Origin of the sequence: Lichenicoccus roseus (genome assembly GCF_005844085.1) — a bacterium.
GTDB classification, from domain to species: domain Bacteria; phylum Pseudomonadota; class Alphaproteobacteria; order Acetobacterales; family Acetobacteraceae; genus Lichenicoccus; species Lichenicoccus roseus.
This window is the reverse complement of sequence record NZ_VCDI01000001.1, coordinates 253,067-276,064: the sequence shown is the minus strand read 5'-3', so window position 1 is coordinate 276,064 and position 22,998 is coordinate 253,067. Positions and strand designations below refer to the sequence as shown.

General features: G+C 69.2%; 21 protein-coding genes. 16 read left to right on the top strand and 5 right to left on the bottom strand.

Going from position 1 to position 22,998, the window contains the following annotated elements:
• The first annotated feature begins 73 nt into the window (after positions 1-73).
• The 3 genes from FE263_RS01205 to FE263_RS01195 are packed head-to-tail and all read left to right on the top strand — an operon-like array spanning position 74 to position 3,429.
• The gene (locus tag FE263_RS01205; protein WP_171033876.1) at positions 74-2,428 is read left to right on the top strand and encodes a response regulator; all 2,355 of its coding nucleotides are present in this window, start codon (positions 74-76) and stop codon (positions 2,426-2,428) included.
• A 12-nt stretch (positions 2,429-2,440) separates the two neighbouring features.
• Positions 2,441-2,812, top strand: coding sequence for a response regulator (locus tag FE263_RS01200; protein WP_138324129.1), 372 nt, complete (start codon positions 2,441-2,443; stop codon positions 2,810-2,812).
• Positions 2,809-3,429 (top strand): DUF533 domain-containing protein, encoded by a 621-nt coding sequence (locus FE263_RS01195; RefSeq protein WP_138324128.1) that lies wholly within the window; start codon positions 2,809-2,811, stop codon positions 3,427-3,429. Before FE263_RS01200 ends, FE263_RS01195 begins: the two co-directional genes overlap by 4 nt.
• Before the next feature lie 83 nt (positions 3,430-3,512).
• Here the strand turns inward: FE263_RS01195 and FE263_RS01190 are convergent, their stop codons facing one another.
• From FE263_RS01190 to FE263_RS01170, 5 genes are all read right to left on the bottom strand, one after another.
• Positions 3,513-4,151: a hypothetical protein gene (locus tag FE263_RS01190; RefSeq protein ID WP_138324127.1), complete on the bottom strand. Its 639-nt coding sequence runs from the start codon at positions 4,149-4,151 to the stop codon at positions 3,513-3,515.
• A gap of 54 nt (positions 4,152-4,205) precedes the next feature.
• On the bottom strand, positions 4,206-4,646 hold the full coding sequence (locus FE263_RS01185; protein WP_240758930.1) for a CBS domain-containing protein: 441 nt from the start codon (positions 4,644-4,646) through the stop codon (positions 4,206-4,208).
• Positions 4,643-6,814 carry a glycogen debranching protein GlgX gene (gene glgX, locus FE263_RS01180; protein WP_138324126.1) on the bottom strand — a complete coding sequence of 724 codons (2,172 nt, stop codon included), beginning with the start codon at positions 6,812-6,814 and terminating at the stop codon, positions 4,643-4,645. The genes FE263_RS01185 and glgX overlap by 4 nt, the downstream gene beginning before the upstream one ends.
• Positions 6,815-6,924: 110 nt before the next feature.
• Positions 6,925-7,665: a uracil-DNA glycosylase gene (locus FE263_RS01175; protein WP_138324125.1), complete on the bottom strand. Its 741-nt coding sequence runs from the start codon at positions 7,663-7,665 to the stop codon at positions 6,925-6,927.
• Entirely contained in the window at positions 7,662-8,264 is a 603-nt protein-coding gene (locus tag FE263_RS01170) for a LabA-like NYN domain-containing protein (RefSeq protein ID WP_138324124.1), read from the bottom strand. Before FE263_RS01170 ends, FE263_RS01175 begins: the two co-directional genes overlap by 4 nt.
• 96 nt (positions 8,265-8,360) lie before the next feature.
• Between FE263_RS01170 and folK the strand changes: the two genes are divergently transcribed.
• From folK to dxr, 13 genes are all read left to right on the top strand, one after another.
• Complete coding sequence (gene folK / locus FE263_RS01165) at positions 8,361-8,975, top strand: 2-amino-4-hydroxy-6-hydroxymethyldihydropteridine diphosphokinase (RefSeq protein WP_240758929.1); 615 nt, start codon at positions 8,361-8,363, stop codon at positions 8,973-8,975.
• Positions 8,976-8,990: 15 nt separating this feature from the next.
• Entirely contained in the window at positions 8,991-9,389 is a 399-nt protein-coding gene (gene rpoZ, locus FE263_RS01160) for a DNA-directed RNA polymerase subunit omega (protein WP_138324123.1), read from the top strand.
• 263 nt (positions 9,390-9,652) lie between these two features.
• Complete coding sequence (locus FE263_RS01155; protein WP_138324863.1) at positions 9,653-11,881, top strand: RelA/SpoT family protein; 2,229 nt, start codon at positions 9,653-9,655, stop codon at positions 11,879-11,881.
• A gap of 47 nt (positions 11,882-11,928) precedes the next feature.
• Positions 11,929-12,333 carry a holo-ACP synthase gene (gene acpS, locus FE263_RS01150; RefSeq protein ID WP_138324862.1) on the top strand — a complete coding sequence of 135 codons (405 nt, stop codon included), beginning with the start codon at positions 11,929-11,931 and terminating at the stop codon, positions 12,331-12,333.
• Between the two features lie 108 nt (positions 12,334-12,441).
• Positions 12,442-13,251 (top strand): signal peptidase I, encoded by an 810-nt coding sequence (gene lepB / locus FE263_RS01145; protein ID WP_138324122.1) that lies wholly within the window; start codon positions 12,442-12,444, stop codon positions 13,249-13,251.
• Positions 13,252-13,322: 71 nt separating this feature from the next.
• Positions 13,323-14,072 carry a ribonuclease III gene (rnc, locus tag FE263_RS01140; protein WP_138324861.1) on the top strand — a complete coding sequence of 250 codons (750 nt, stop codon included), beginning with the start codon at positions 13,323-13,325 and terminating at the stop codon, positions 14,070-14,072.
• Complete coding sequence (era, locus tag FE263_RS01135) at positions 14,069-15,022, top strand: GTPase Era (protein ID WP_138324121.1); 954 nt, start codon at positions 14,069-14,071, stop codon at positions 15,020-15,022. The genes rnc and era overlap by 4 nt, the downstream gene beginning before the upstream one ends.
• A 39-nt stretch (positions 15,023-15,061) precedes the next feature.
• Complete coding sequence (locus tag FE263_RS01130; protein WP_138324120.1) at positions 15,062-18,421, top strand: S41 family peptidase; 3,360 nt, start codon at positions 15,062-15,064, stop codon at positions 18,419-18,421.
• Between the two features lie 147 nt (positions 18,422-18,568).
• Complete coding sequence (gene pyrH, locus FE263_RS01125; protein ID WP_138324119.1) at positions 18,569-19,303, top strand: UMP kinase; 735 nt, start codon at positions 18,569-18,571, stop codon at positions 19,301-19,303.
• A gap of 178 nt (positions 19,304-19,481) precedes the next feature.
• Positions 19,482-20,048: a ribosome recycling factor gene (frr, locus tag FE263_RS01120; protein ID WP_138324118.1), complete on the top strand. Its 567-nt coding sequence runs from the start codon at positions 19,482-19,484 to the stop codon at positions 20,046-20,048.
• A gap of 23 nt (positions 20,049-20,071) precedes the next feature.
• Positions 20,072-20,833 carry an isoprenyl transferase gene (locus FE263_RS01115; protein ID WP_138324117.1) on the top strand — a complete coding sequence of 254 codons (762 nt, stop codon included), beginning with the start codon at positions 20,072-20,074 and terminating at the stop codon, positions 20,831-20,833.
• Positions 20,793-21,827, top strand: coding sequence for a phosphatidate cytidylyltransferase (locus tag FE263_RS01110; protein WP_138324116.1), 1,035 nt, complete (start codon positions 20,793-20,795; stop codon positions 21,825-21,827). Before FE263_RS01115 ends, FE263_RS01110 begins: the two co-directional genes overlap by 41 nt.
• Entirely contained in the window at positions 21,824-22,996 is a 1,173-nt protein-coding gene (gene dxr, locus FE263_RS01105; protein ID WP_138324115.1) for a 1-deoxy-D-xylulose-5-phosphate reductoisomerase, read from the top strand. Before FE263_RS01110 ends, dxr begins: the two co-directional genes overlap by 4 nt.
• The last annotated feature ends 2 nt before the right edge of the window (positions 22,997-22,998 follow it).

Here is a 22,998-nt window from a genome sequence, read left to right as displayed (position 1 = left end):
CCGTAGCCGTGAGGGTTCCTTGCCGGCTCGCGAGCCCCTCGAAGAGCCCCACTCCCCGCGAGGAGCGTATGTCTTGCCCGGACCGATCGATAAAGTCGCAGCACCGGACTTCGCGGATTTCGCGGCGCTGGCGGACAACCTGCCGCAGCTCTGCTGGCTCGCGCGCCCGGACGCCTACGTGTTCTGGTACAACCGCCGCTGGACGGACTATACCGGCTACGGCCTGAGCGACATGCAGGGCTCGGGTTGGGAGGCGGTGGTCGACCCCGCGCACCTGGACCGTGTCGTCACCGGCTTCAGGCGCAGCTTCGAGCTCGGCGAGGACTGGGAGGATACCTATCCGCTACGCCGCCGTGACGGCGCCTGGCGCTGGTTCCTGTCGCGCGCCAATCCGTCGCGCGACGCCGAGGGGCGCATCGTGCGCTGGATCGGCACCAACACCGACATCACCGAGACGGTCGCACGCGACCAGCGCCTGCGTGACGAGGAGCGGCGCTATCGTTCGCTGGTCGATGCCGTGGCGCAGATCGTCTGGAGCGCCCAAGCCACCGGAGCGATGCCCGCGGGCAATGCGGCCTGGTGCGCCTTCACCGGCCAGGACGAGGCGCAGTCGGTCGGCGAAGGCTGGTTGTCCGCCATCCATCCCGACGATCGCGAGGTCACGATGGCGACCTGGCAGCAGGCGCTTGCCCGGCGCAGCCTCTACGAGATCGAGCACCGGGTGCGGCGCCATGACGGCGAGTGGCGCTACATGCAGGCCCGCGCGGCGCCGGTGCTCGACGATGCCGGTGGGGTCACCGAGTGGATCGGCATCCATGGCGACATCACCGAGCGCAAGCTGATCGAGCACGAGCTGGAAGCGGCGAAGGAGGCGGCGGAACAGGCCAACCTCGCCAAGAGCCAGTTCATCGCCAACATGAGCCACGAGCTGCGCACGCCGCTCTCCGCCGTCATCGGCTACAGCGAGATGCTGGAGGAGGAGGTCGAGGATGCCGGGCAGACGCATCTGCTGAAGGACCTGCGCAAGATCAACGACGCCGCGCGGCACCTGCTCAGCCTGATCAGCGACGTGCTCGACCTGTCGAAGATCGAAGCCAACCGCATGACGGTGTTCGCCGAGGAGTTCGCGGTCGACACGCTGCTCCAGCAGGTCGAAGCGACGGTGCAGAGCCTGATGGCCAAGAAGGAGAACCGGTTCCGCGTCGAGCTGCAGGGCGAACTCGGCAGCATGAACACCGACCAGGTGAAACTGCGCCAGTGCCTGTTCAACCTGCTCGGCAACGCCGCGAAGTTCACCGAGCAGGGCGAGATCGTCCTGCACGTCCGACGCGACGCGGAGCAGGGTGGCGAGTGGCTCGAGTTCGCGGTGCAGGACAGCGGCATCGGCATGAACGAGGAGCAGGTGCAGCGCCTGTTCGAGCGCTTCGTGCAGGCGGATCCCTCCACCACGCGCAGGTTCGGCGGCACCGGGCTCGGCCTCGCGATTACCCGCGGTTTCGCGGTGCTGATGGGGGGCAGCATCGACGTACGCAGCGTCGAGGGAAGTGGCTCGACCTTCATCCTGCGCATCCCGGCATTCCTGCCGGACGCCGACGAGCAGACGGGTGCGGCGGCGGATGAAGCGGTGGTCGCGGCGCACGATCCGGACACGGTGCTCATCATCGACGACGATCCCGCCACCCGTGACTTGGTCGGCCGGTTCCTGGAGCGCGAGGGCTTCCGGGTGCGTAGTGCCGCCGACGGCCAGAGCGGCCTGGCGCTGGCGCGGGCGCTGCAGCCTCGGGTGGTTCTGCTCGACGTGATGATGCCGCGCATGGATGGCTGGTCGGTGCTGAGCGCGATCCGCGCCGACGAGGCCCTGGCCGCGACCCCGGTGGTGATGATCTCCTTCGTGCACGAGGAAGGCCTCGCGGTGTCGCTGGGCGCCACCGACTACCTGGTCAAGCCGATCGAGTGGAAGGAGCTCGCCGCCGCGATGGCGCCGTTCCGTGGCGCGGCTCCCGGCGACGTGCTGGTGGTGGATGACGACGAGGGCAACCGCCGCCGCCTCGCCGGCATGCTGGCCCGCGAGGGATTGCCGGCCCGCACCGCCGAGAACGGCGCCGAGGCTCTGGCGGCCCTGGAGCTGCAGACGCCGTCGGTCATCCTGCTCGACCTGATGATGCCGCAGATGGACGGCTTCGAGTTCCTCCGCCGGCTGCGGGCGGACGAACGCTGGGACGCGGTCGGCGTGATCGTGCTGACGGCGAAGGACATCACCCCGAGCGAGCAGGCGACGCTGCGTGGCAAGGTCGACCGGGTGATGAGCAAGGGCAGCACCGGTCTCGACGAACTTGCGCAGCAGTTGCGGGGTTATGTGCGCAGACAGCCTGCGGAGGGCGATCGCCAGGCCACCGAGGCGCCAGATCGCCACACGACACAGGTATAGGAAGGCGCGCGGATGACAACGATCCTGCTGGTCGAGGACCACGAGGAGATCTGGGACTTCCTGTCGCGTCGCCTGAAGCGCCGCGGCTTCGACGTGCTGCTCGCGCACGATGGACAGCAGGGCATGGACAGGGCGCTCGGCGAGCGGCCGGACATCGTTCTGCTGGACATGAACCTGCCGGTGCTGGACGGCTGGACGGCGGCGCGTTCGATCAAGGATGGCGGCGGCACCATGCCGATCATCGCCCTGACCGCGCACGCGATGTCGGGCGACCGGGAGAAGGCGCTGGCCGCCGGATGCGACGACTACCATCCGAAGCCGGTCGATTTCTCACGGCTGCTGGAGCAGATCGACGCGCTGGTGCCGCAGGTCTCGGCCGGATGAGCCTGCAGGCCCGCCTGACGTCGTTCCTGATGCGGCGGGCGCAGAACCGGGACGGCACGGCCCCGTCCCTGGAGCGCGACGCGCTATCGGCGAGCCAGATCGCCGAGGTGCTGCCGAAGGTCGCGATGCCGGCCGGGGATGCGGCCGGACCTGCGCGGCCGACCAGCAACGACATCATCGCGGGAGTGCTGTCGGAGAAGGTGCTGCACGGCTGGTCGCAGAACCGTAACCAGACCCTGCATCCGCTGACGCTCAATTTCGCGACGTTGTCGCGCGAGCAGTCGGTCCTGCTGCTGCAGGTCGCAGTCGCCTCCATGCTGGCCGCAGGCCCGGTCGACGCGGCGCGGCTGCAGCGTGCCGAGACCGCGCTCGCCCTGGTGCATGCGGACGATCGGCTGCTGGCGGCGTTGCCCGCCCTGATGGAACTGCCGATGCCGTTCCATGAACTCGTCGAGGCGGTACGCAAGGCTCATCTGACCGGCCACGCCGTCGCCGTGACGATGCGGGTCAACGACCAGTCCGACCCGGTCAACCGCGACTTCACCCGCTACCTGTCGAGCCGCCTGTCGCTGCCCCCCGACATGCTGCACAGCATCGCGCGACGCTACCAGAACTAGGGCAGTACCCGACCCATAGGGGACAGCGTCGCCGTAGCGGACCTTGCCGGCCGGACGCCCGATCGTCAGCAGTCGAGCCGGCGTCAGAAGTCGAGCAGGCGGTCGATTTCGGCCTGCGCAAGATCCGGCGTGCACGCACTCTCGTGGGAGCACATGATGGTGTGGAGGATCTCGGCTGGCGGTCTTGCCTCGGCGGCCGTCGTGCCGGGCTCGCCGGTTGCATCGCCATCCTGCATCAGGCCGCCGAGCATGGTCTCGACCTTCTGCAGGTGCTCGATCGCCCTGCGGATGCGCTGGCCGGTCAGATCCTGGAAGCTGCATGCCTGGAAGATCATGTTGATCCGCTCGACCATGTCCTGCACCGAAGCAGGGTCGCGGTCGCCGGACGCGATCCATTCGCCGATCGCCTCGGCCGCCTCCATGATCTGGTTGGCAGCCCGCTCGGTGTCCTGGACCACCACTTCCAGTTCCAGCCCGCTGTTGCGCGTGGCTGCCGCAGGGGCCGCGATCAGGCTGGAGATCTGGTCACGCATGCGTCCGAGCTGGCCGCTCAGGTTCGTCTCGCTGTAGTCGATCAACGTCACCGCGCCATGCACTTCGGCGCTCAGCTCTGCAATGCGCCGGTCGACGAAGCGGTGCAGGTCGTCGAACATGCCGCCCAGTTCGGACCGCATGGCCTCCCGCAGCTCCGAGACGACGAAGTCTCGCGTGGCAATGTCCATCCGCTTCACTCCCGATCCCCTGATCATGGCACCGGTTCGTGAGCATCGCGTTAACTACGCCTCCACGGCCTCCGCTTCGGTCAGATCGCGCAAGGTTTCCTGCAACCGGTGGCTCTCGACCAGCAGGCGGCGGGAGATGTCGGCGAGCGTGATCCAGCCGGCGACATTGCCCTCGGTCGACAGCACCGCCATGCGGCGGATGTGGTGTGCCGCCATGGCGTCGATCACCATCTGCAGGGCATCGTCGTCACGGCAGGTGACCACCGGCTGCGACATCACGCTGCGTACGTCCGTCGTGGTGCTCAGGCCTCGCGCCACCACGCGGTAGAGGATGTCGCGGTCGGTGATGACGCCCTCCAGGCTGGAGGCGTCACCGATCGGCAGGCCGCCGACATCGAGTTCGCCCATCAGGGCGGCGGCGTCCTGAACCGTGGCGGTGGGCTCCAGGAACTCGACGTAGCGCGTCATCACGTCGCGGACGCGCAGGCTGCTCATCGCGGGCTCACGTGCGCGTTGCGGGCCTCGAGGTACGCGGCATCGCCGAGCAGCTCGAACAGCACCAGCGAGCGCCCCTCCACCGGGTAGCGTGCCCCGACGGCGTGCGGCCGCTGTTCCGGCTCGGCCGCCGTGGTGGTGTCGATCAGGCAGCGCCAGCCGGCGCCGCCGGTCACCTCCGGAAGCGTGAAGGGCACGCTGCCATGGTAGCTGTTCATCACGATCAGCACGGTGCCGTCGGCGCCGCGCCGGCGGATGCCGGTTACCTGGGCGCGCCCGTCGAGCACGAAACCGAGCGCGCGGGCGTCGTGCCGGTCCCAGTCGTGCTGCTGCATGACGCGGCCATCCGGCGCCAGCCAGGTGATGTCGCGCACCTCCAGTTCCTCGTTCCATTCGGCGGTGAGGTAGCGGGTGCGGTTCAGGACCGGCAGCTTGCGGCGCAGCGCCGTCAGACGCGCCACGAAGTCGATCAGCTGGCGCTGGCGCTCGCCATGCTCCCAGTCGAGCCAGCTGATCTCGTTATCCTGGCAGTAGGCATTGTTGTTGCCGTCCTGGGTGCGTGCCATCTCGTCGCCGGCCAGCAGCATCGGCGTGCCGCGCGCCAGCAACAACGTCGCCAGCATGTTGCGGATCTGGCGGTCGCGCAGCGCCATGATGTCGGGATCGTCCGTCGGGCCTTCCGCGCCGCAGTTCCAGGACATGTTGTTCGAGTTGCCGTCGCGGTTGCCCTCGCCGTTGGCCTCGTTGTGCTTCTCGCTGTACGAGGCCCAGTCGTTGAGCGTGAAGCCGTCATGCGCGGTCAGGAAGTTGACGCTGGACCACGCCTGGCGGCCGCGATGATTGAACTCGGGTGCGCTGCCGGTGACGCGGTTCGCGAGCGCCGGGACCTGCCCGGCATCGCCCTTCCAGAAGCTGCGCACCTGGTCGCGGAAGCCGTCGTTCCATTCCGCCCAGCCGGGGGGGAAACCGCCCACCTGGTAGCCACCCGGCCCGCAATCCCAGGGCTCCGCGATCAGCTTGACCTCGTTCAGCACCGGATCCTGCGAGACCGCGCGCAGGAAGCCGCTCTGCTGGTCGAAGCCGTATGGCTCGCGTGCCAGGATGGTGCCGAGGTCGAAACGGAAGCCGTCGACATGCATCTCGGTCACCCAATACCGCAGGCTGTCGGTAACCATCTGGATGACGCGCGGATGGCTGAGGTTGACGGTGTTCCCGGTCCCGGTGTCGTTGATGTAGTAGCGTTTCTCGCCGGGCATGAGCCGGTAGTACGAGGCGTTGTCGATGCCCTTGAACGACAGCGTCGGGCCGAGTTCGTTGCCTTCGGCCGTGTGGTTGTAGACGACGTCCAGGATCACCTCGAGGCCGGCATCGTGCAGCCGGCTGACCATCTCCTTGAACTCGGAGAAGGCGAAGTCGGGAACTGCGGCGTAGCGCCGGCTCGGCGCGAAGAAGCTGAGCGTGTTGTAGCCCCAGTAGTTCACCAGCCCCTGTTCCATCAGGTAGCTGTCGTCGACGAACATGTGCGTGGGCAACAGCTCGACCGAGGTCACGCCGATGGTCTTCATGTGGCGGATGGCCTCGGGCGAGGCGAGGCCGCGGAAGGTGCCGCGTATGTGCTCCGGCAAGGCATGCATGCGCTTGGTGAAGCCCTTCACGTGGGTCTCGTAGAGCACCGTCATCGCCCATGGCACGCGTGGCGCGCGGTCGTCGCCCCAGGTGAAGGCCGGGTCGATCACCCGGGACTTGGGCATGAACCGCGCACTGTCCCTGGTGTCGAAGCTCAGATCCTTCTGCGGCGAACCGATGGTGTAGCCGAACAGCTCCGGCGCCCATTGCAACTGGCCGACCACCGCCTTGGCATAGGGGTCGAGCACCAGCTTGTTCGGGTTGAACCGGTGGCCTTGGGCCGGCTCGTAGGGGCCGTGCACGCGGTAGCCATAGACGGTGCCGGGGCGGGCGTCCGGCAGGAAGCCGTGGAACACCTCGTTGGTATACTCCGGCAGGTCGATGCGGCCGATCTCGGTCTCGCCGCTGTCGTCGAACAGGCAGAGCTCGACCCGCGTGGCGTGGGCCGAGAAGAGAGCGAAGTTGACCCCCCTGCCATTCCAGGTGGCGCCTCTCGGGTAGGGAAGGCCCTCGGTGATACGAATGGCTGGATTGGATCGCACTGAAGAGCCCGCTGCTGAATTGGCGGTGCACTAGCGCCGCGGCACTCGTCGAGTTGCCGCCCGGATCGCGTCCCGGCGAGGGCTCCGGCCGGAGCCCGGGTGCCCGGCGCTCAGGTATCGCGGCCGGGTTGCTGCAGGCAGGCGCGCAGTTCGGCGACGACGCTTTCGAACATCGCCGTGGTCAGCCTGCCGGTGTTCGTGTTGTAGCGCGAGACATGGTAGCTGTCGGCCAGCAGCAGGCCGTCCGGCAGGGTCAGGATCTGCCCGTGGCGGAAGCGCAGCCGCGAGACCGGGATGCCGCATGCCGCCAGCACCGCGCTGTGCGCGAGCACGCCGAGGGCCAGCACGACGCGCAGCGGACGGATCGCCTCCAGCTCGCTACGCAGGAATCGGTTGCATGTGCGCACCTCGACCGGCTGCGGCAAATTGGCCGGTGGCACGCAGCGCACCGCATTGACGATGCGGCAGTTCGACAGCGCCATGCCATCCGATGGATCGGCTCCATACGCGCCGGTCGCGAAACCGAATTTAAGCAGCGTCTCGTAGAGCAGCGTGCCGGCGAAATCGCCGGTGAACGGCCGCCCGGTCCGGTTGGCGCCGCGCACGCCCGGCGCCATGCCGACGACCAGCAGCTCGGCGTCGAGCGAGCCCCAAGACGGTACCGGGCCGTTCCACCATTCGGGATGCTCCTGGCGGTTCGCCTCCCGGTAGGCGACCAGGCGCGGGCAGAGCGGGCAGTCATGCGCCGGGTGCTCCGGTGCCCCCGGTGCGTCCGTCGGCACATCCGGGGCTGCCGCCCGGCTGGTGACCGGAGCCGGCCGGGTTGGTATCGCGCCCGAAGCCGAGGTCATGACGGCACGGCGGCGTCGGCGACGCTTTCGCTGGTCGGTGCGCGGGCGCCGGAGCGTGGCCGCGGTTCCGTCTGGCGCCGGGTGAACTCGGTGGCGATCTCGGCGAGCTCGAGGAACTGGTCCGCCTGCCGGCGCAGCTCGTCGCCGATCATCGGGGGGTTGCAGCGCAGGCTGGACACCACGCTGACACGCACGCCCTGGCGCTGCACGCTCTCGACCAGTCGCCGGAAGTCCGCATCGCCGCTGAACAAGATGGCGTGATCGATCCGGGGCGCCGATTCGAGCATGTCCACGGCAATGTCGACTTCCATGTTGCCCCTGACGCGCCGGCGACCGCTGGGGTCGGTGAACTCGCGTGCAGCCTTGGTGACCAGGCTATAGCCATTGTAGGCGAGCCAGTCAGTCAACGGCTTCAGCGGGGAGTATTCATCGGTATCGACGACCGCTGCGTAGTAATAGGCTCGAACCAGGTTGCACCTCGACTTGAAATACGCGAGCATGTTCCGGTAGTCGACATCGAAGCCGAGGTTCCGCGACGCCGAATAGAGGTTGGCGCCGTCGATGAACAGGCAGGTGCGTTCGTCCTGGCGAAAATCCATTTGATCCCTGTCTCCCCCGGGATAGTGCACCGGCTGGATGAAGAATGGGTTGATCCCGGCCCGAGCCTCGGTCTGCCCGCTGCGCCCATAGCAGGGATGGCCGAATTCACGGAAGGGGCGCGTTACGACGCGATGAACGAGCGCGGTGATACGATGCTGATCCTGGTCGCCGTCGGCGCCAACCTGCCGGGCCCCTGGGGCGACCGTCCGATCACCACCTGCCTCCGGGCGGTACAGGAGGTGGCGTCGCTGCCGGGCCTGCGGCTGCAGGCGGTCTCGGCCTGGTACGGAAGTGCCGCGATGCCGCCATCCGGACAGCCGGACTACGTCAACGGGGTGATCCGCCTGCAGGGGACGGCCCAGGTTGAGCCTGCCTGGCTGCTGTCGGCGCTGCACCGGATCGAGGCGGCGGCCGGCCGGGTGCGCAGCGTGGCCAATGCCGCGCGCAGCCTCGACCTTGACCTTCTCGCCGTCGGCGACGTGATCAGGCCGGCCGGCGTCGAGCCTGGTTCGGGACCGGTCCTGCCGCATCCGCGGCTGGCCGAGCGGTCGTTCGTGCTGCAGCCGCTGCGCGACGTCTGCCCGGACTGGGTCGATCCGCGTGACGGACGGACCGTGGAGGCCCTGATCGCGGCCGTGGAGGCCGCCCCCGGCCCGCATGGTTGCGGCGCGGCGTCGCAACCCCTACTATGGAATATTCCACAAAGATGAGCGGAGGTTGGCCGCATGGCGCGCGTCACCGTCGAAGACTGCGTTGAGAAGATCCCGAACCGCTTCGAGCTTGTGCTGCTCGCCGCCCAGCGCGCGCGCAACCTGAGTCGCGGCGAGGAGATGACGATCGACCGCGACAACGACAAGAACCCGGTCGTGGCGCTGCGTGAGATTGCGGAGGAGACCATCTCGCTGTCCCGCCTGCACCAGGACCTGGTGAAGTCGCTGGCGCGTGCTCCAGAGCCGGAGCCTGCGGACGAGGAGGTGCTCGACCTGATCCCGACCGACCAGAACATCTTCGGCCTGCAGGATGTCTCGGCCGAGGAAGAGGCGGGTGCGATGGGCACCGAGCTGTCGCCGGAAGAACTGGAGGCCGCGATCGAGGCCGAACTCGGCGGGCGCACGCGCCGGTAGATGTCCTGTCCCGGTCGATGGCCCGCCTCCCTCGCATGGCCTGCTGCCGGTAGATGATGGGGCCGCGCGAGCCGCATCGTAACGGTTGGGCGGCGCGCGGCCCCGGGGACGAGAGTTCGTCGTCCGGCCGCGCGCCGGGCCAGCCCGCCCATCCGCTCTACGCGCCCGACGGCGCGAGGCTGCCTCCCGAGATCGGGGCGGCAGAATTGGCCGTGAATGCGCCGGCTGGCTCTCCGATCCCGATCGTCGGTCCGATCGAGGCGATGCCGCACAATCCCGCCGGTGGCCCGGCGGGAGGCGAGGCACTGATCAGGCGGGTGCTGTCGTACGATCCCGACGCCGATACCGGACTGATCGAACAGGCCTACGCGATCGCGCGAGAGGCGCATGCCAGCCAGAAGCGCGACAATGGCGAGCCCTACATCACCCATCCGCTGGCGGTCGCCGAGATCCTCGCCGGTTTCCGGCTGGACGTTCCCTCGATCGTCACCGCCCTGCTGCACGACACCATCGAGGATACCGGTGTCACCTACAAGGTGATCTCGGACCGGTTCGGCAGTGCGATCGCCGACCTGGTCGACGGCGTGACCAAGCTGACCCGGCTGGAACTGCAGTCCGACCGCACCAAGCAGGCCGAGAACTTCCGCAAGCTGGTGCTGGCTATGAGCCGCGACATACGCGTGCTGATCGTCAAGCTCGCCGACCGGCTGCACAACATGCGCACCCTGCACTACGTGCGCCGGCAGGATCGGCGGGAGCGCATCGCGCGCGAGACCATGGACATCTATGCGCCGCTCGCCGGGCGCATCGGCATGGACAAGGTCAAGACCGAGCTGCAGAACCTGTCGTTCGCCGAGCTCGAGCCGGAAGCCAACTCGACCATCCAGGCGCGGCTGAACTACCTGCGCGGCCAGGGTGCCGACGTCATCGAGGAAGTCCGGCGCGAACTGACCCGGATCTGCGGCGATGCCGGCGTGCCGGTGCTGGAGGTGAAGGGACGCGAGAAATCCTCCTTCTCGATCTGGGAGAAGATGCAGAAGCGCAACGTCGCCTTCGAGCAGCTTTCCGACATCATGGCGTTCCGGGTGATGGTACCGTCCCGCGAGGCCTGCTACGTGTCGCTCGGCGCGGTTCATGCGGCCTATCCGGTCATCGCCGGGCGTTTCAAGGACTACATCTCCACCCCGAAGGCGAACGGCTACCAGAGCCTGCATACCGGGGTGACGCTGCGCCATCCGCGCAACCAGAAGATCGAGGTGCAGATCCGCACTCCGGAGATGCACGATGTTGCCGAGAACGGCGTCGCCTCGCACTGGGTCTACAAGCAGGTGCCGGGCTCCGCCGAGGACGAGGTCAGCCGCGCGGTCACCAGCCTGCGCCGGCTGCGCTGGGTGCAGGACCTGCTCGAGATCATCGAGAATTCCGCCGCCCCCGACGAGTTCCTCGAGAACACCAAGCTCGAGCTCTACCAGGACCAGGTGTTCTGCTTCACGCCGAAAGGGCAGCTGATCCAGCTCCCGCGCGGAGCGACGCCGGTCGACTTCGCCTACGCGGTGCACAGCCAGGTCGGCGACGGCTGCGTCGGCGCCAAGGTCAACGGCCGGCTGATGCCGCTGCGCCACGAGCTGCAGAACGGCGACCAGGTCGAGATCATGACCGCGCGCGGCGGCACCCCGTCGCCGTCGTGGGAGCGCTTCGTCGTCACCGGCAAGGCGCGCGCGCGCATACGCCGCTACGTCACCCAGCAGCAGCGCGAGACGCATCTCGATGCGGGGCGCGCGGCGCTCGCCAAGGCGTTCCGGCAGGAGGGCGTCGACGGTTCGGAAAAGATCCTCGACGCGGCCTTGAAGCAGCTGAAATGTGCCAGCCGCGACGATCTCTATGTCGCCGTCGGCACCGGAACGCTCGGTCCGAAGGACGTGGTGCACGCGGCCTATCCGGAGCTGCGCCAGACCGCACGCGCGCCGCGCATGATCCCTGGCCTGCCGCGGCCCGGCGCGGGACGTACCGGCACTGCCGCCGTCCCGGGCAACATGTCGCTGCGCGGGCTGGGCGCCGGCATCGCGGTGCATTTCGCCGGCTGCTGCCATCCGCTGCCGGGCGACCGCATCCTCGGCATCGTGGCCCAGGGCAAGGGCATCACCGTGCACACCGTCGGCTGCCAGACGCTGGACAGCTTCGCCGCCACGCCCGAGCGGTTCATGGATGTCGACTGGGACTACGACGCGATCACCCGCGGCAGCCATGCGGAGCCGCATGTCGGCCGGGTCAGCGTGATTGCCGCCAACGAACCCTCGATGCTGGCGACGCTGACCAATGCGGTCTCCAAGCATGACGGCACCGTGGTCAACCTCAAGATCGTCAACCGCCAGCTCGACTTCATGGAGATCCTGGTCGATGTCGAGGTGCGCGATCTGCGGCACCTTTCCACCGTGATCGCCGGCCTGCGCGGCGCCAGCGGGATCACCCAGGTGGAGCGCGCCAAGGCGTGAGCCTCACCGCCGGCACCGCGGGCCTGCCCCCCGGAAGCGCCAGCTTCATGGTCGGGATTGGGTCGGACCTGTGCGACATCCGGCGGGTCGAGCGGGTGATGGCGCGGCATGGCGACCGCTTCCTCGAGCGCGTGTTCACCGAAACCGAGCGCGCCCGCGCCGAGCGTCGCACGCCGGCGATCCGTCCCGGCACCTATGCCAAGCGCTGGGCCGCCAAGGAGGCCTGCGCCAAGGCGCTCGGGACCGGGTTCGCGCACGGGGTGTTCCATTCCGACATGGGCGTGGTGAACCTGCCGGGCGGCCAGCCGACGCTGGCATTGACCGGAGGCGCGCTGGTTCGCCTGCAGGCGCTGCTGCCGGCTGGCACGACGCCGCACCTGCTGGTGACGATGACCGACGAATACCCCTACGCCTTCGCCCAGGTGATCATCTCGGCGGTCCACCCGCGCTGAACCGTCGCCTCCCGGGGGCAGGGTCGATTGCTTGACAGGCCCTGGCCGGGTCGGCTTGATCCGCCCGCCGCGGGAGGTTCTCGTCGGAACAGGCGGAACACACAGAGCATGGCGTTCACCAAGCTATCGTCGCGCAAGGACAGCGCCCACAACAAGAAGGGTGCCAGCTCCGGCACCTGGGACATGATCCGTACGCTGCTCTATGCCGGGCTGATCGCGGTGTTCGTGCGCACCTTCCTGTTCGAGAGCTTCAATATCCCGTCCGGCTCGATGATCCCGACCCTGCTGGTCGGCGACTACCTGTTCGTCGCCAAGTATGAATACGGCTACTCGCATTTCTCGCTGCCGTTCTCGCCCGACCTGTTCGAGGGCCGCATCATGGCGCAGGTGCCGCATCGCGGCGACGTGGCGGTGTTCCGCTTCACCCAGGATACCTCGATCGACTACATCAAGCGCATCGTCGGGCTGCCCGGCGATCATATCCAGATGCGCGGCGGCGAGCTGTATCTCAACGGCAAGCTGGTGCCGCGCACCGACGAGGGAGACGCCGTCGCGTCCGACGAGAACGGCACCCGGATGGAGGGCCGCCGCTACCAGGAGTTCCTGCCGGGCAGCGCCGGTCGTGGCCCGGTGGCGCACCAGATCCTCAAGCTGACCAGCGACGGGCAGTACAACAACACGCCGGACTACGTGGTGCCGCCCGGCTATTTCTTCGCCATGGGCGACAACCGCGACGACAGCGCTGACAGCCGCTTCATGGGCACCGAGCCGGAGGATCTCGGCTTCGTGCCGATGACCAACCTGATCGGCCACGCCAAGTTCATCTTCTTCTCGGTCGATGAGCGCCACCCGCTCTGGCAGGTCTGGCAGTGGCCGGCGGAGATCCGCTGGTCCCGCCTGCTGAACTGGGTGCGCTGAGGCACCGTGAGCGAGGTTCGTCATCCTCCGGGGGCGTGTTGAGCGACGCCCGCGACCGCATCGAGACGCTGATGCAGTGGCGGTTCCGCCGGCCGGAGCTGCTGAGCGAGGCGCTGACGCATCGCTCGGCGGCGAACGCCCAGAGTCTGTATGCTAGACGCCCGGGTGAGCGCCGCACCGGGCCGCGCGCCCGCCGCCCGCGCCTCGATGATCATGAAGTGGCCGCCGAGAAACCGCTGCGCTCCAACGAGCGGCTCGAATTCATCGGCGATCGCGTGCTTGGCCTGCTGATGGCGGAGTGGCTGATCGAGCGCTATCCCGACGAGCCGGAGGGGCAGATCGGCCTGCGCCATGCGCGCCTGGTCTCTCGCCCGGTGCTTGCCGAGATCGCGGCGGCGATCGGCCTGTCGGAGGCGCTTGCGGTCTCGGATCACGAGACCAGGGCGGGTGTGCGGCAGGTCGCCACCGTGCTCGCGGACGCCGTCGAGGCGGTGCTGGGCGCCGCCTTCCTGGATGGCGGCCTGGAGCCCGCGCGGACGTTCATCCGTACCGCCTGGGCCGGGATGATCGAGGCGCAGACGCTGCCGCCGAAGGATGCCAAGACGGCGCTGCAGGAATGGCTGCTCGGCCGCGGCCGCAACCTGCCACTCTATGTGGTGGAGTCCGCCGAGGGTCCGTCGCACGCGCCGGTCTTCGTCATCCGGGCGGTGGCCGGCGCCCTGTCGGGGGTCGGCACCGCCAGCACCAAGCGCGCGGCGGAAAGTGCGGCAGCCGCCGATCTGCTGGCCCAGCTCTCGCGCCCCTCAGGGAAACCGTCATGACCTCCGCCGAGACAGTTGCCGCCCCGACCCGGTGCGGCTTCGTGGCCATCGTGGGGGCGCCGAACGCCGGCAAGTCGACCCTGCTGAACAAGCTCGCCGGCTCCAAGCTGTCGATCGTGAGCCCGAAGGCACAGACCACGCGCTTCCGGGTGATCGGCATCCTGATGCACGACCTGCGGTCGCCGGACCGGGCGCGGCAGGGGCGGGCGCAGCTGCTGCTGGTCGACACGCCGGGCATCTTCAAGCCGAAGCGCAAGCTCGACCGCGCCATGGTGGCCGCCGCCTGGACCGGCTCGGACGATGCCGACATCACCCTGGTGCTGGTCGATGCCCGCAGCGGCGTCACCGAGGGCGTGCGCGACATCGCGCACAGGCTGCACGGCAGCGGACGGCGGCTGTGGCTGGTGCTCAACAAGACCGACCTGGTGCCACGGCCGCGGCTGCTGCCGCTCACCGCGGAACTGGTCGCCCTGTTCGATGTCGAGCGCACGCTGATGGTCAGCGCCCGTTCCGGCGAGGGGCTCGACGACCTGCTCGACGACATGGCGCAGGCGCTGCCGGAGGGGCCGTTCCTGTATCCGGAGGACGACCTCACCGACCTGCCGGACCGGCTGCTGGCCGCCGAGATGGTGCGCGAGCAGATCTTCCTGCAGACCCACGAGGAGGTGCCGTACGCCGCCACCGTGGAGACCGAGAATTTCAAGGAGCAGCCGGACGGCTCGGTGCGGATCGAGGCCACGATCTATGTCTCGCGGGCCGGCCACAAGGGCATCCTGATCGGCGACAAGGGCAGCAGGATCCGCTCCATCGGCGAGAAGGCGCGGCACGGGCTGGCGTCGCTGCTGGAGCGCCCGGTGCATCTGTTCCTCAACGTCAAGGAGCGCGCCGGCTGGGACGAGGAGCGCGCCCGGCTGCGCGCCCTGGGGCTGGACGACCAGGACACGCGCTGAGAAGGTCGGCTCCCCGATCGAGCGTGGCGAGGATCCCAGTTGCGTATCAGTGTTGCCCTGTCCGGCCTGGCCTTCCTCGTCGCGGCGCCCGCCCTCTCGCAGACGGCGCCGCCGTTGCTGCTGCAGCATCCGACCCTGTCACGCACCAGCATCGCCTTCGAGTATGCCGGCGAGATCTGGACGGTGCCCCGGGGCGGTGGCCGCGCCGGGCGGCTGGTGACCGGCGAGGGCCAGTCGAGCCATCCGATCTTCTCGCCGGACGGCAGCAGGATCGCCTTCACCGGCCGCTATGACGGCAACACCGATGTCTACGTGGTGCCGGCCGCCGGTGGCGAGCCGAGGCGGCTGACCTGGCATCCCGGCATCGACGAGGCGGTCGGCTGGACGCCCGACGGCCGCTCGGTGCTGTTCCACACCCCGCGCGCGGTGCCGCGCGATCTCGACCAGCTGTTCGTCGTGCCGGCCGATGGCGGCGTGCCGGCTGCGTTGCCGCTGCCCTCGGGGGAGGATGGCAGCTTCTCGCCGGATGCCGGCCAGATCGCCTATTCGCCGATCAAGCAGTGGCAGCCGGCCTGGCAGAACTACCGCGGCGGCCAGACGGCTCGCATCTGGATTGCCCGGCTGAGCGACAGCCACGTCACCCCGATCCCGCGCCCGAACAGCAACGACCGCAACCCGATGTGGGTCGGCGGCAAGGTCTATTTCCTGTCGGACCGCGACGGACCCACCACGCTCTACTCCTACGACCCGAACGGCGGCGCGATCACCCGGCTGGTCGACAACGCACGCGGCTTCGCGATGGCCTCGGCGTCGGCCGGCCCGGACGGTATCGTCATCGATCATTTCGGCCGGCTGGAACTGTTCCATCCCGATACCGGCCGCCTGGAGACCGTCCCGGTCAGCGTGGATGCCGACCTGCCGCAGGTCCGGCCGCATCTCGAGACGGTCATGCCCGACCAGATCCAGCACGCAAGGATCACCGCGACCGGCAAGCGGGTGGTGATAGAGGCGCGCGGCCAGATCCTGTCGGTGCCTGCCGACAAGGGGACTGTCCGCAACCTCACGCAGTCGCCGGGGGTTGCCAACCGTGACCCGGCACCGTCGCCGGACGGCAGGAGCGTCGCGTATTTCACCGACGGGAGCGGCGAGTACGCCCTGCGCATCGAGCCGGCCGATGGCATCGGCGCCGGCCGGACGATATCCCTTGGCCAGCCCGCCTCGTTCTTCTACGACATCCACTGGTCGCCGGATTCGAAGAAGCTCCTGTTCCACGACAAGCGGCTGATCCTGTGGATGGTCGACCTGTCCGCTGCCGCGAAGCCGGTGCGCGTCGATACCGACCGCTTCGACACGCCGTTCTTCCACTACGACCCGGCCTGGTCGTTCGACAGCCGCTGGATCACCTACACCAAGCAGCTCGCCAACCACCTGCACGCGGCATTCGCGTATTCGCTCGACACCGGCCGCGCCACGCAGCTCACCGACGGGCTCAGCGACGTGGCGTTCCCGCGCTTCGACCGCAGCGGCAAGTATCTCTACTTCACCGCCAGCACCAGCATCGGCCTCGGCGCCGGGTGGCTCGACATGTCTTCCCTGGGACGCGCCACCGACGGCGCCGCCTACGTGGTGGTGCTGCGCAAGGACATCCCGTCGCCGGTGGCACCCGAGAGCGACGAGGAGGATCCCGGCTCGGCGGGCGACAAGGCGGCCGATGCCAAGGCCGCAGACCCCGAGGCGGGCGATACGGTTGCCGGCAAGCCGCATGACCACCCGGCCCCGCCGGCGCGGGTGGCGATCGATTTCGACGGGCTGGACCAGCGCATCGTTGCGCTGCCGATAGGGCGCGCCAACTTCGCCGGCCTCGAGGTCGGCGCCGAGGGCGTCGTCTACACCCTCACCAAGCCCGCCGCGCAGACCGACGAGGACCTCCAGGACCACGAGGACGAGCCGGCGCAGACCCTGTCCCGGTTCGACTTCAAGAAGCGTGAGAACAAGGCGCTCGCGTCCGACGTGCAGCCCGGCAGCTTCTCGGTATCGGCCGACGGCAAGCACATGCTGCTCGAGCGCAAGCACGACTGGATCGTCGCGCCGTCGGATGCGCCGCTGAAAGCGGGGAGCCCCCCTGGTGGCAGCGACGCCCAGCACACCCTCAAGCTCGACCAGGTCTCGGTCATGGTCGATCCGCGCGCCGAGTGGCGGCAGATGTTCAACGAGACCTGGCGGATCGAGCGCGACTTCTTCTACGACCCGCGCCTGCATGGCCTGGACGAGCAGGCGGCGATCCGCACCTATGCGCCGTTCCTCGCCGGGCTCGGCGCCCGCCAGGATCTCAACGTCCTGCTGACCCAGATGACCGGTCATATCGCGGTCGGCCACACCTTCATCCGCGGTGGCGAGCTGCCCGGGCAGCCGAAGGCGAAGGTCGGCCTGCTCGGCGCGGACTACGTGGTGTCCGACGGCCACTGGAAGATCGTCCGCATCCTGCGCGGCGAGAACTGGAATCCCAAGCTGGTGGCGCCGTTGAGCCAGCCCGGGATCGAGGTGAGGGAGGGCGAGTACCTGCTCGCCGTCAACGGCCAGCCGGTTCCGGTCGACCGCGAGGTCTATGCGGCGTTCGATGGCCTCGCCGACACCCGCACCGTGCTGACGGTAGGACCCAACGCGGACGGCCACGGCGCGCGGCAGGTGACGGTGCTGCCGGTGGCGAGCGAGGCAGCGCTGCGCCTGCGCGGCTGGATGGAGCAGAACCGCCGCACCGTCGACCGGCTGTCCGGCGGCAAGGTCGCCTATGTCTACCTGCCCGATACCGCGAGCGGCGGGTTCGCCAACTTCAATCGCTACTACTACGCCCAGGTCGGGCACCAGGCGGCGGTGATCGACGAGCGCTTCAACCATGGCGGCGACATCGCCGACACCATCATCGACCAGCTCCGGCGGACGCCGCAGATGGTCAACGAGACCCGCGAGGGCGAGCCGATCACGGAGCCGGCGCAGGCGATCTTCGGGCCGAAGGTGATGGTCATCAACGAGATGTCCGGCTCCGGCGGCGATGCGCTGCCCTGGCTGTTCCAGAAGAACCACGTGGGACCCCTGGTCGGCGAGCGCACCTGGGGTGGCCTGGTCGGCATCGGCGGCTACCCGAAGCTGATCGACGGCGGCACCGTCACCGCGCCGCGCTGGGCGATCTACGGCATCCACGGCCAGTGGGAGGTCGAGAATACCGGCATTGCGCCGGACATCGAGGTGGCCGCCGATCCGGAGCAGATACGCCAGGGGCACGATCCGCAGCTCGAGCGGGCGGTGGCCGAGGCGATGACCCTGCTGCGGGAGCATCCGCCTGAGGGCTTCGTGCGGCCGGCGGCGCCGGACAAGCATCCGGTCCTGCCCGAGCCCGGCTGAGCCACCGGGCTGATCCGGCGCTCGCTGCAGGCCATGGAGTCGGGGCGCGGGCCTGCGGTAAACCGCCGTCCAGGCCTCGATCTGCTTGTGACGGCGGGGTCCGGAGGATATGAGAAGCGCCGCACTGCATGAAGGGCGACCCGGCGCATGACTGAACCTTCAGGCGGCAACCTGTACAAGCGCGTGTTGCTCAAGGTGTCCGGCGAGGCGCTGATGGGCGACGGCGAGTATGGCACGGACCCCAAGACGGTGAACGCCATCGCGGCGGATGTGCGCGACGTGTTCGCGACCGGCGTGCAGGTGTGCCTGGTGATCGGCGGCGGCAACATCTTCCGCGGCATCGCGGCGGCGGCCCGCGGCATGGACCGGGCGCAGGGCGACTATGCCGGCATGCTGGCGACCGTCATCAATGCGCTCACCATGCAGAACGCGCTGGAGCATGCCGGTGTGCCGACGCGGGTGATGTCGGCGATCCAGATGTCGAGCGTGGCCGAGCCGTACATCCGCAGGCGTGCGCTGCGGCACATGGAGAAGGGCCGGCTGGTGATCTTCGCCGCCGGCACCGGCAACCCGTTCTTCACCACCGACACCGCGGCGGCGCTGCGAGCCGCCGAGACCGACTGCGACGCGCTGCTCAAGGGCACCCAGGTGGACGGCGTGTATTCGGCCGATCCGCGGAAGGACCCGAACGCGAAGCGCTACGAGGAGCTGACCTACCTGGACGTGCTGGCCAACGATCTCAACGTGATGGACGCCTCGGCGATCAGCCTGGCGCGTGAGAACAAGCTTCCGATCCTGGTCTTCAACATCCACGCGCCGGGGGCATTCGCGAAGGTCATGCGTGGCGAGGGGCCGTTCACACGCATCGTCGAAGCCCAGTAGGCGCCAGGGCACGCAACCGCGCTGGCGGCTCGGCAGGCGGCACGTCTGCAGGCGGCATGTTTACGGCGGCGAGCAAAGGTTCCAGTAACTGAGAGATGCCGAGTGTATACGGCAGGCCGGGGATAGTGCGTCGTCTTGTCCATGGACTCGCGCGCCGGAAGATTGGAGGAGAGCCGCGTTGGCCGCTGACCTGAGTGCCCTTTTGGAAGATCTCACCCGCCGCATGGACGGCGCGTTGGAGACTCTGCGACGTGATTTCGGCGGCCTGCGCTCCGGCCGCGCCAGTCCGGCGCTGCTCGAGCCGGTGCGCGTGGAGGCCTATGGCGGCGAGATGCCGATCACCCAGGTCGGCACCATCGCGGTGCCGGAGAGCCGGATGATCACCGTGCAGGTCTGGGACCGCACCCTGGTCACCGCGGTCGAGCGGGCGATCCGCGACGCCGGTCTTGGATTGAACCCGATGGCGGACGGCCAGGTGGTGCGGGTGCCGATCCCGCAGCTTACCACCGAGCGTCGCCTGGAACTCGCCAAGGCGGCCGGCCGCTACGCCGAGAACGCCAAGATCAGCGTGCGCGGGGTGCGGCGGGACGGCATGGACCAGATCAAGGGCTTCGAGAAGAAGAGCGAGATCAGCGAGGATGACAGCGTCGACTGGGCGGCGGACGTGCAGAAGCTGACCGACAGCTACGTGAAACGCATCGATGACTCGCTTACCGACAAGGAACGCGAGATCAAGCAGGTCTGACGCACTTGTCACAGGGTGTACCCATGCAGGTCGAGCGTCTGGAGGAGCCAGCCGGAAAGGCGGTTCCCGAGACTGCGCAGCGTGCCGTGCCACGCCACGTCGCCGTCATCATGGACGGCAACGGGCGCTGGGCGGCGGCGCGACGGCTGCCGCGCTTGGCCGGCCATCGCGCCGGCGCACAGGCGGTGCGCCGCTGCATCCAGGCGGCGATCCAGAACAAGGTCGGCTGGCTGACGCTGTACGCCTTCTCGTCGGAGAACTGGCGGCGACCCGCCGAGGAGGTCACCGACCTCACCGGCCTGCTGCGGCACTATCTGCGCCACGAGCTGGCGGAGCTGCATCGAGAGGGGGTGCGGCTGAGGGTAATCGGCGAGCGCGAGCGTTTCGATCGCGACATGTGCCGCGAGTTCGAGCGCGCCGAGCGGATCACCGCCGGCAACACCAGGCTCAACCTCATGGTGGCACTCTCCTATGGCGGGCGCTCCGACATCCTCCGCGCGACGGTCGCCATCGCCGAGGCGGTGCGCGACGGCAGGCTCGATCCGGCGCAGCTCGACGAGCAGCAGTTCGGCCGCTTCCTCTACACCGACGGCATTCCCGATCCCGACCTGATGGTGCGCACCAGCGGCGAGTTCCGGCTGTCCAACTTCCTGCTCTGGCAGGCGGCCTATGCCGAGCTGGTGTTCCTCGACGTGCTGTGGCCCGATTTCGGCCCCACGCATTTCGCCGAGGCGCTGGACACCTATGCCCGCCGCGAACGCCGCTTCGGGGCGCGCCCTGGCTGAGAACCCTGCGATCAGGCGGGCGGTCATCCCAGACGCGGCACCCGCCACCACCGCCGGCTCCTGGCGCGACCTGCGCCTGCGCCTCATATCGGCGGCCGTGCTGGCGCCCCTCGGGCTGTTGTGCCTGATCGATGGCGGCTGGATCCTGGTCGCCGTCACCCTGCTAATGATGGTCGGGCTGGCCTGGGAATGGGCGGGGCTGGCACGCGTGCGACCGGTCTCGCCGGCCGGGATCGCGCTGCTGGTCTGGCCTGGGGCGTCGCTGCTGCTGGCGGTGACCTACGACTGGATGGCCGGCCTGCGCCTGCTCGCCGCCGGCTGCCTGCTCGGGCCGATGCGCGGCGGCGGCATCCTGGTGATCGGCGCCGCCGGCCTGTCGCTGATCCGCCTCAGCGACTTCCCCGGCGCCGGCGCGGCCTCGCTGCTGTTCGTGGTGCTGGTGGTCTGGTCGAGCGACAGCCTGGCCTATCTGGTCGGGCGCGCGATCGGCGGTGCGAAGCTCGCGCCGCGCATCTCGCCTGGCAAGACCCGCTCGGGCGCCGCCGGCGGCCTGCTCGGTGCGATGCTGGCCGGCGCGCTGGTGGCCGGCCTTGCCAGCCACGGCGCGTCGCCTGGCTCCGGCATCCTGCGCGGCCTGCTGTTCGGCGGCCTGCTCGGCATCGCGGCGCAGGCCGGCGACCTCGCCGAGAGCGCCCTGAAGCGGCGCTGCGGGGTGAAGGATTCCGGCCGCCTGATCCCCGGGCATGGTGGCCTGCTCGACCGCCTCGACGGCCTGATCGGCGCCGTGCCGGTGGCGGCCCTGCTGTCACTGGGCTGCGCGCCGGGGCAGGGCTTCTGGCAAGTCCGGCTGTCGCAATTCGGACTGGTCGATACCGGGTCCGCCGAGGCGCCGCCGGCCGGACGCCTGGAAAGCTGGCTGAACCTCACGCCCGCAACGGCAGCCTTGGATAACGGTGCCCGGAGTGGGCGCTCCCTCAGGAACACGTCCGAATGAAGACCGTCTCGATCCTCGGCAGCACCGGCAGCATCGGCTGCAGCACCATCGACCTGCTCGGCCAGGCCGCCGACCGCTACCAGGTCGACGCGCTGGTCGGCGGGCGCAATGTCGAGCGGCTGGCCAGCCAGGCGGTGGCACTGCGCGCGCGCCACGCGGTGATCGCCGAGGACGGCATGCTCGACGAGCTGCGCGACCGCCTCGCCGGCACCGGGGTCACGGCGGCGGCCGGCATGGCGGCGGTGACCGAGGCGGCCGCGCGCCCGGTCGACTGGACCATGTCGGCGATCACCGGCGCGGTCGGCCTCGCACCCACGCTGGCGGCGATACGCAACGGCGGCGCGGTGGCGCTGGCCAACAAGGAGGCGCTGGTCTGCGCCGGCGACGTCATGCTGCGCGCGGTGCGCGACGCCGGCGCCACCCTGCTGCCGGTCGACAGCGAGCACAACGCGGTGTTCCAGGCGATGGCCGACCGCCAGCACGAGGAGGTGGACAGCATCGTGCTGACAGCGTCCGGCGGCCCGTTCCGGCGCTCGACCCTCGAGGAGATGGAGCAGGCGAGCCCGGAGGCGGCGCTGCGCCACCCGGTGTGGTCGATGGGCGCCAAGATCACCATCGACTCCGCCAGCATGTTCAACAAGGGTCTCGAGATCATCGAGGCGGCGCGTCTGTTCGGCCTGGCGGAGGACCGCATCCAGGTGCTGGTGCATCCGCAGTCGGTGGTGCACGGCATGGTGCAGTACAGCGACGGCAGCGTGCTGGCGCAGCTCGGCGCGCCGGACATGCGGGTGCCGATCGCCCACGCCCTGGCCTGGCCGCGCCGGATGCGCACCAACGCGCCGCGCCTCGACCTCGCGCAGGTGGCGCGGCTGGAGTTCGAGGCACCCGATCCGGTGCGCTTTCCGGCGCTCCGGCTTGCCCGCGAGGCATTGCGCAGCGGCGGTGCGGCGCCGGCGGTGCTGTCGGCAGCGAACGAGATCGCTGTCGCCGCCTTCCTGGAGCGGCGCATCGGGTTCCTCGACATCGCCCGGCTGGTCGAGCGGGTGATTCGTGAAATCGGCGTCCAGGATGCGGAAACGCTCGAGAGCGTCCTACATTGGGATATGGAGGCCAGGCGCGTTGCCCGGGCCCATCTGCCGACGCCGGGATCCGGTTCGCGTGCGGCGTGACT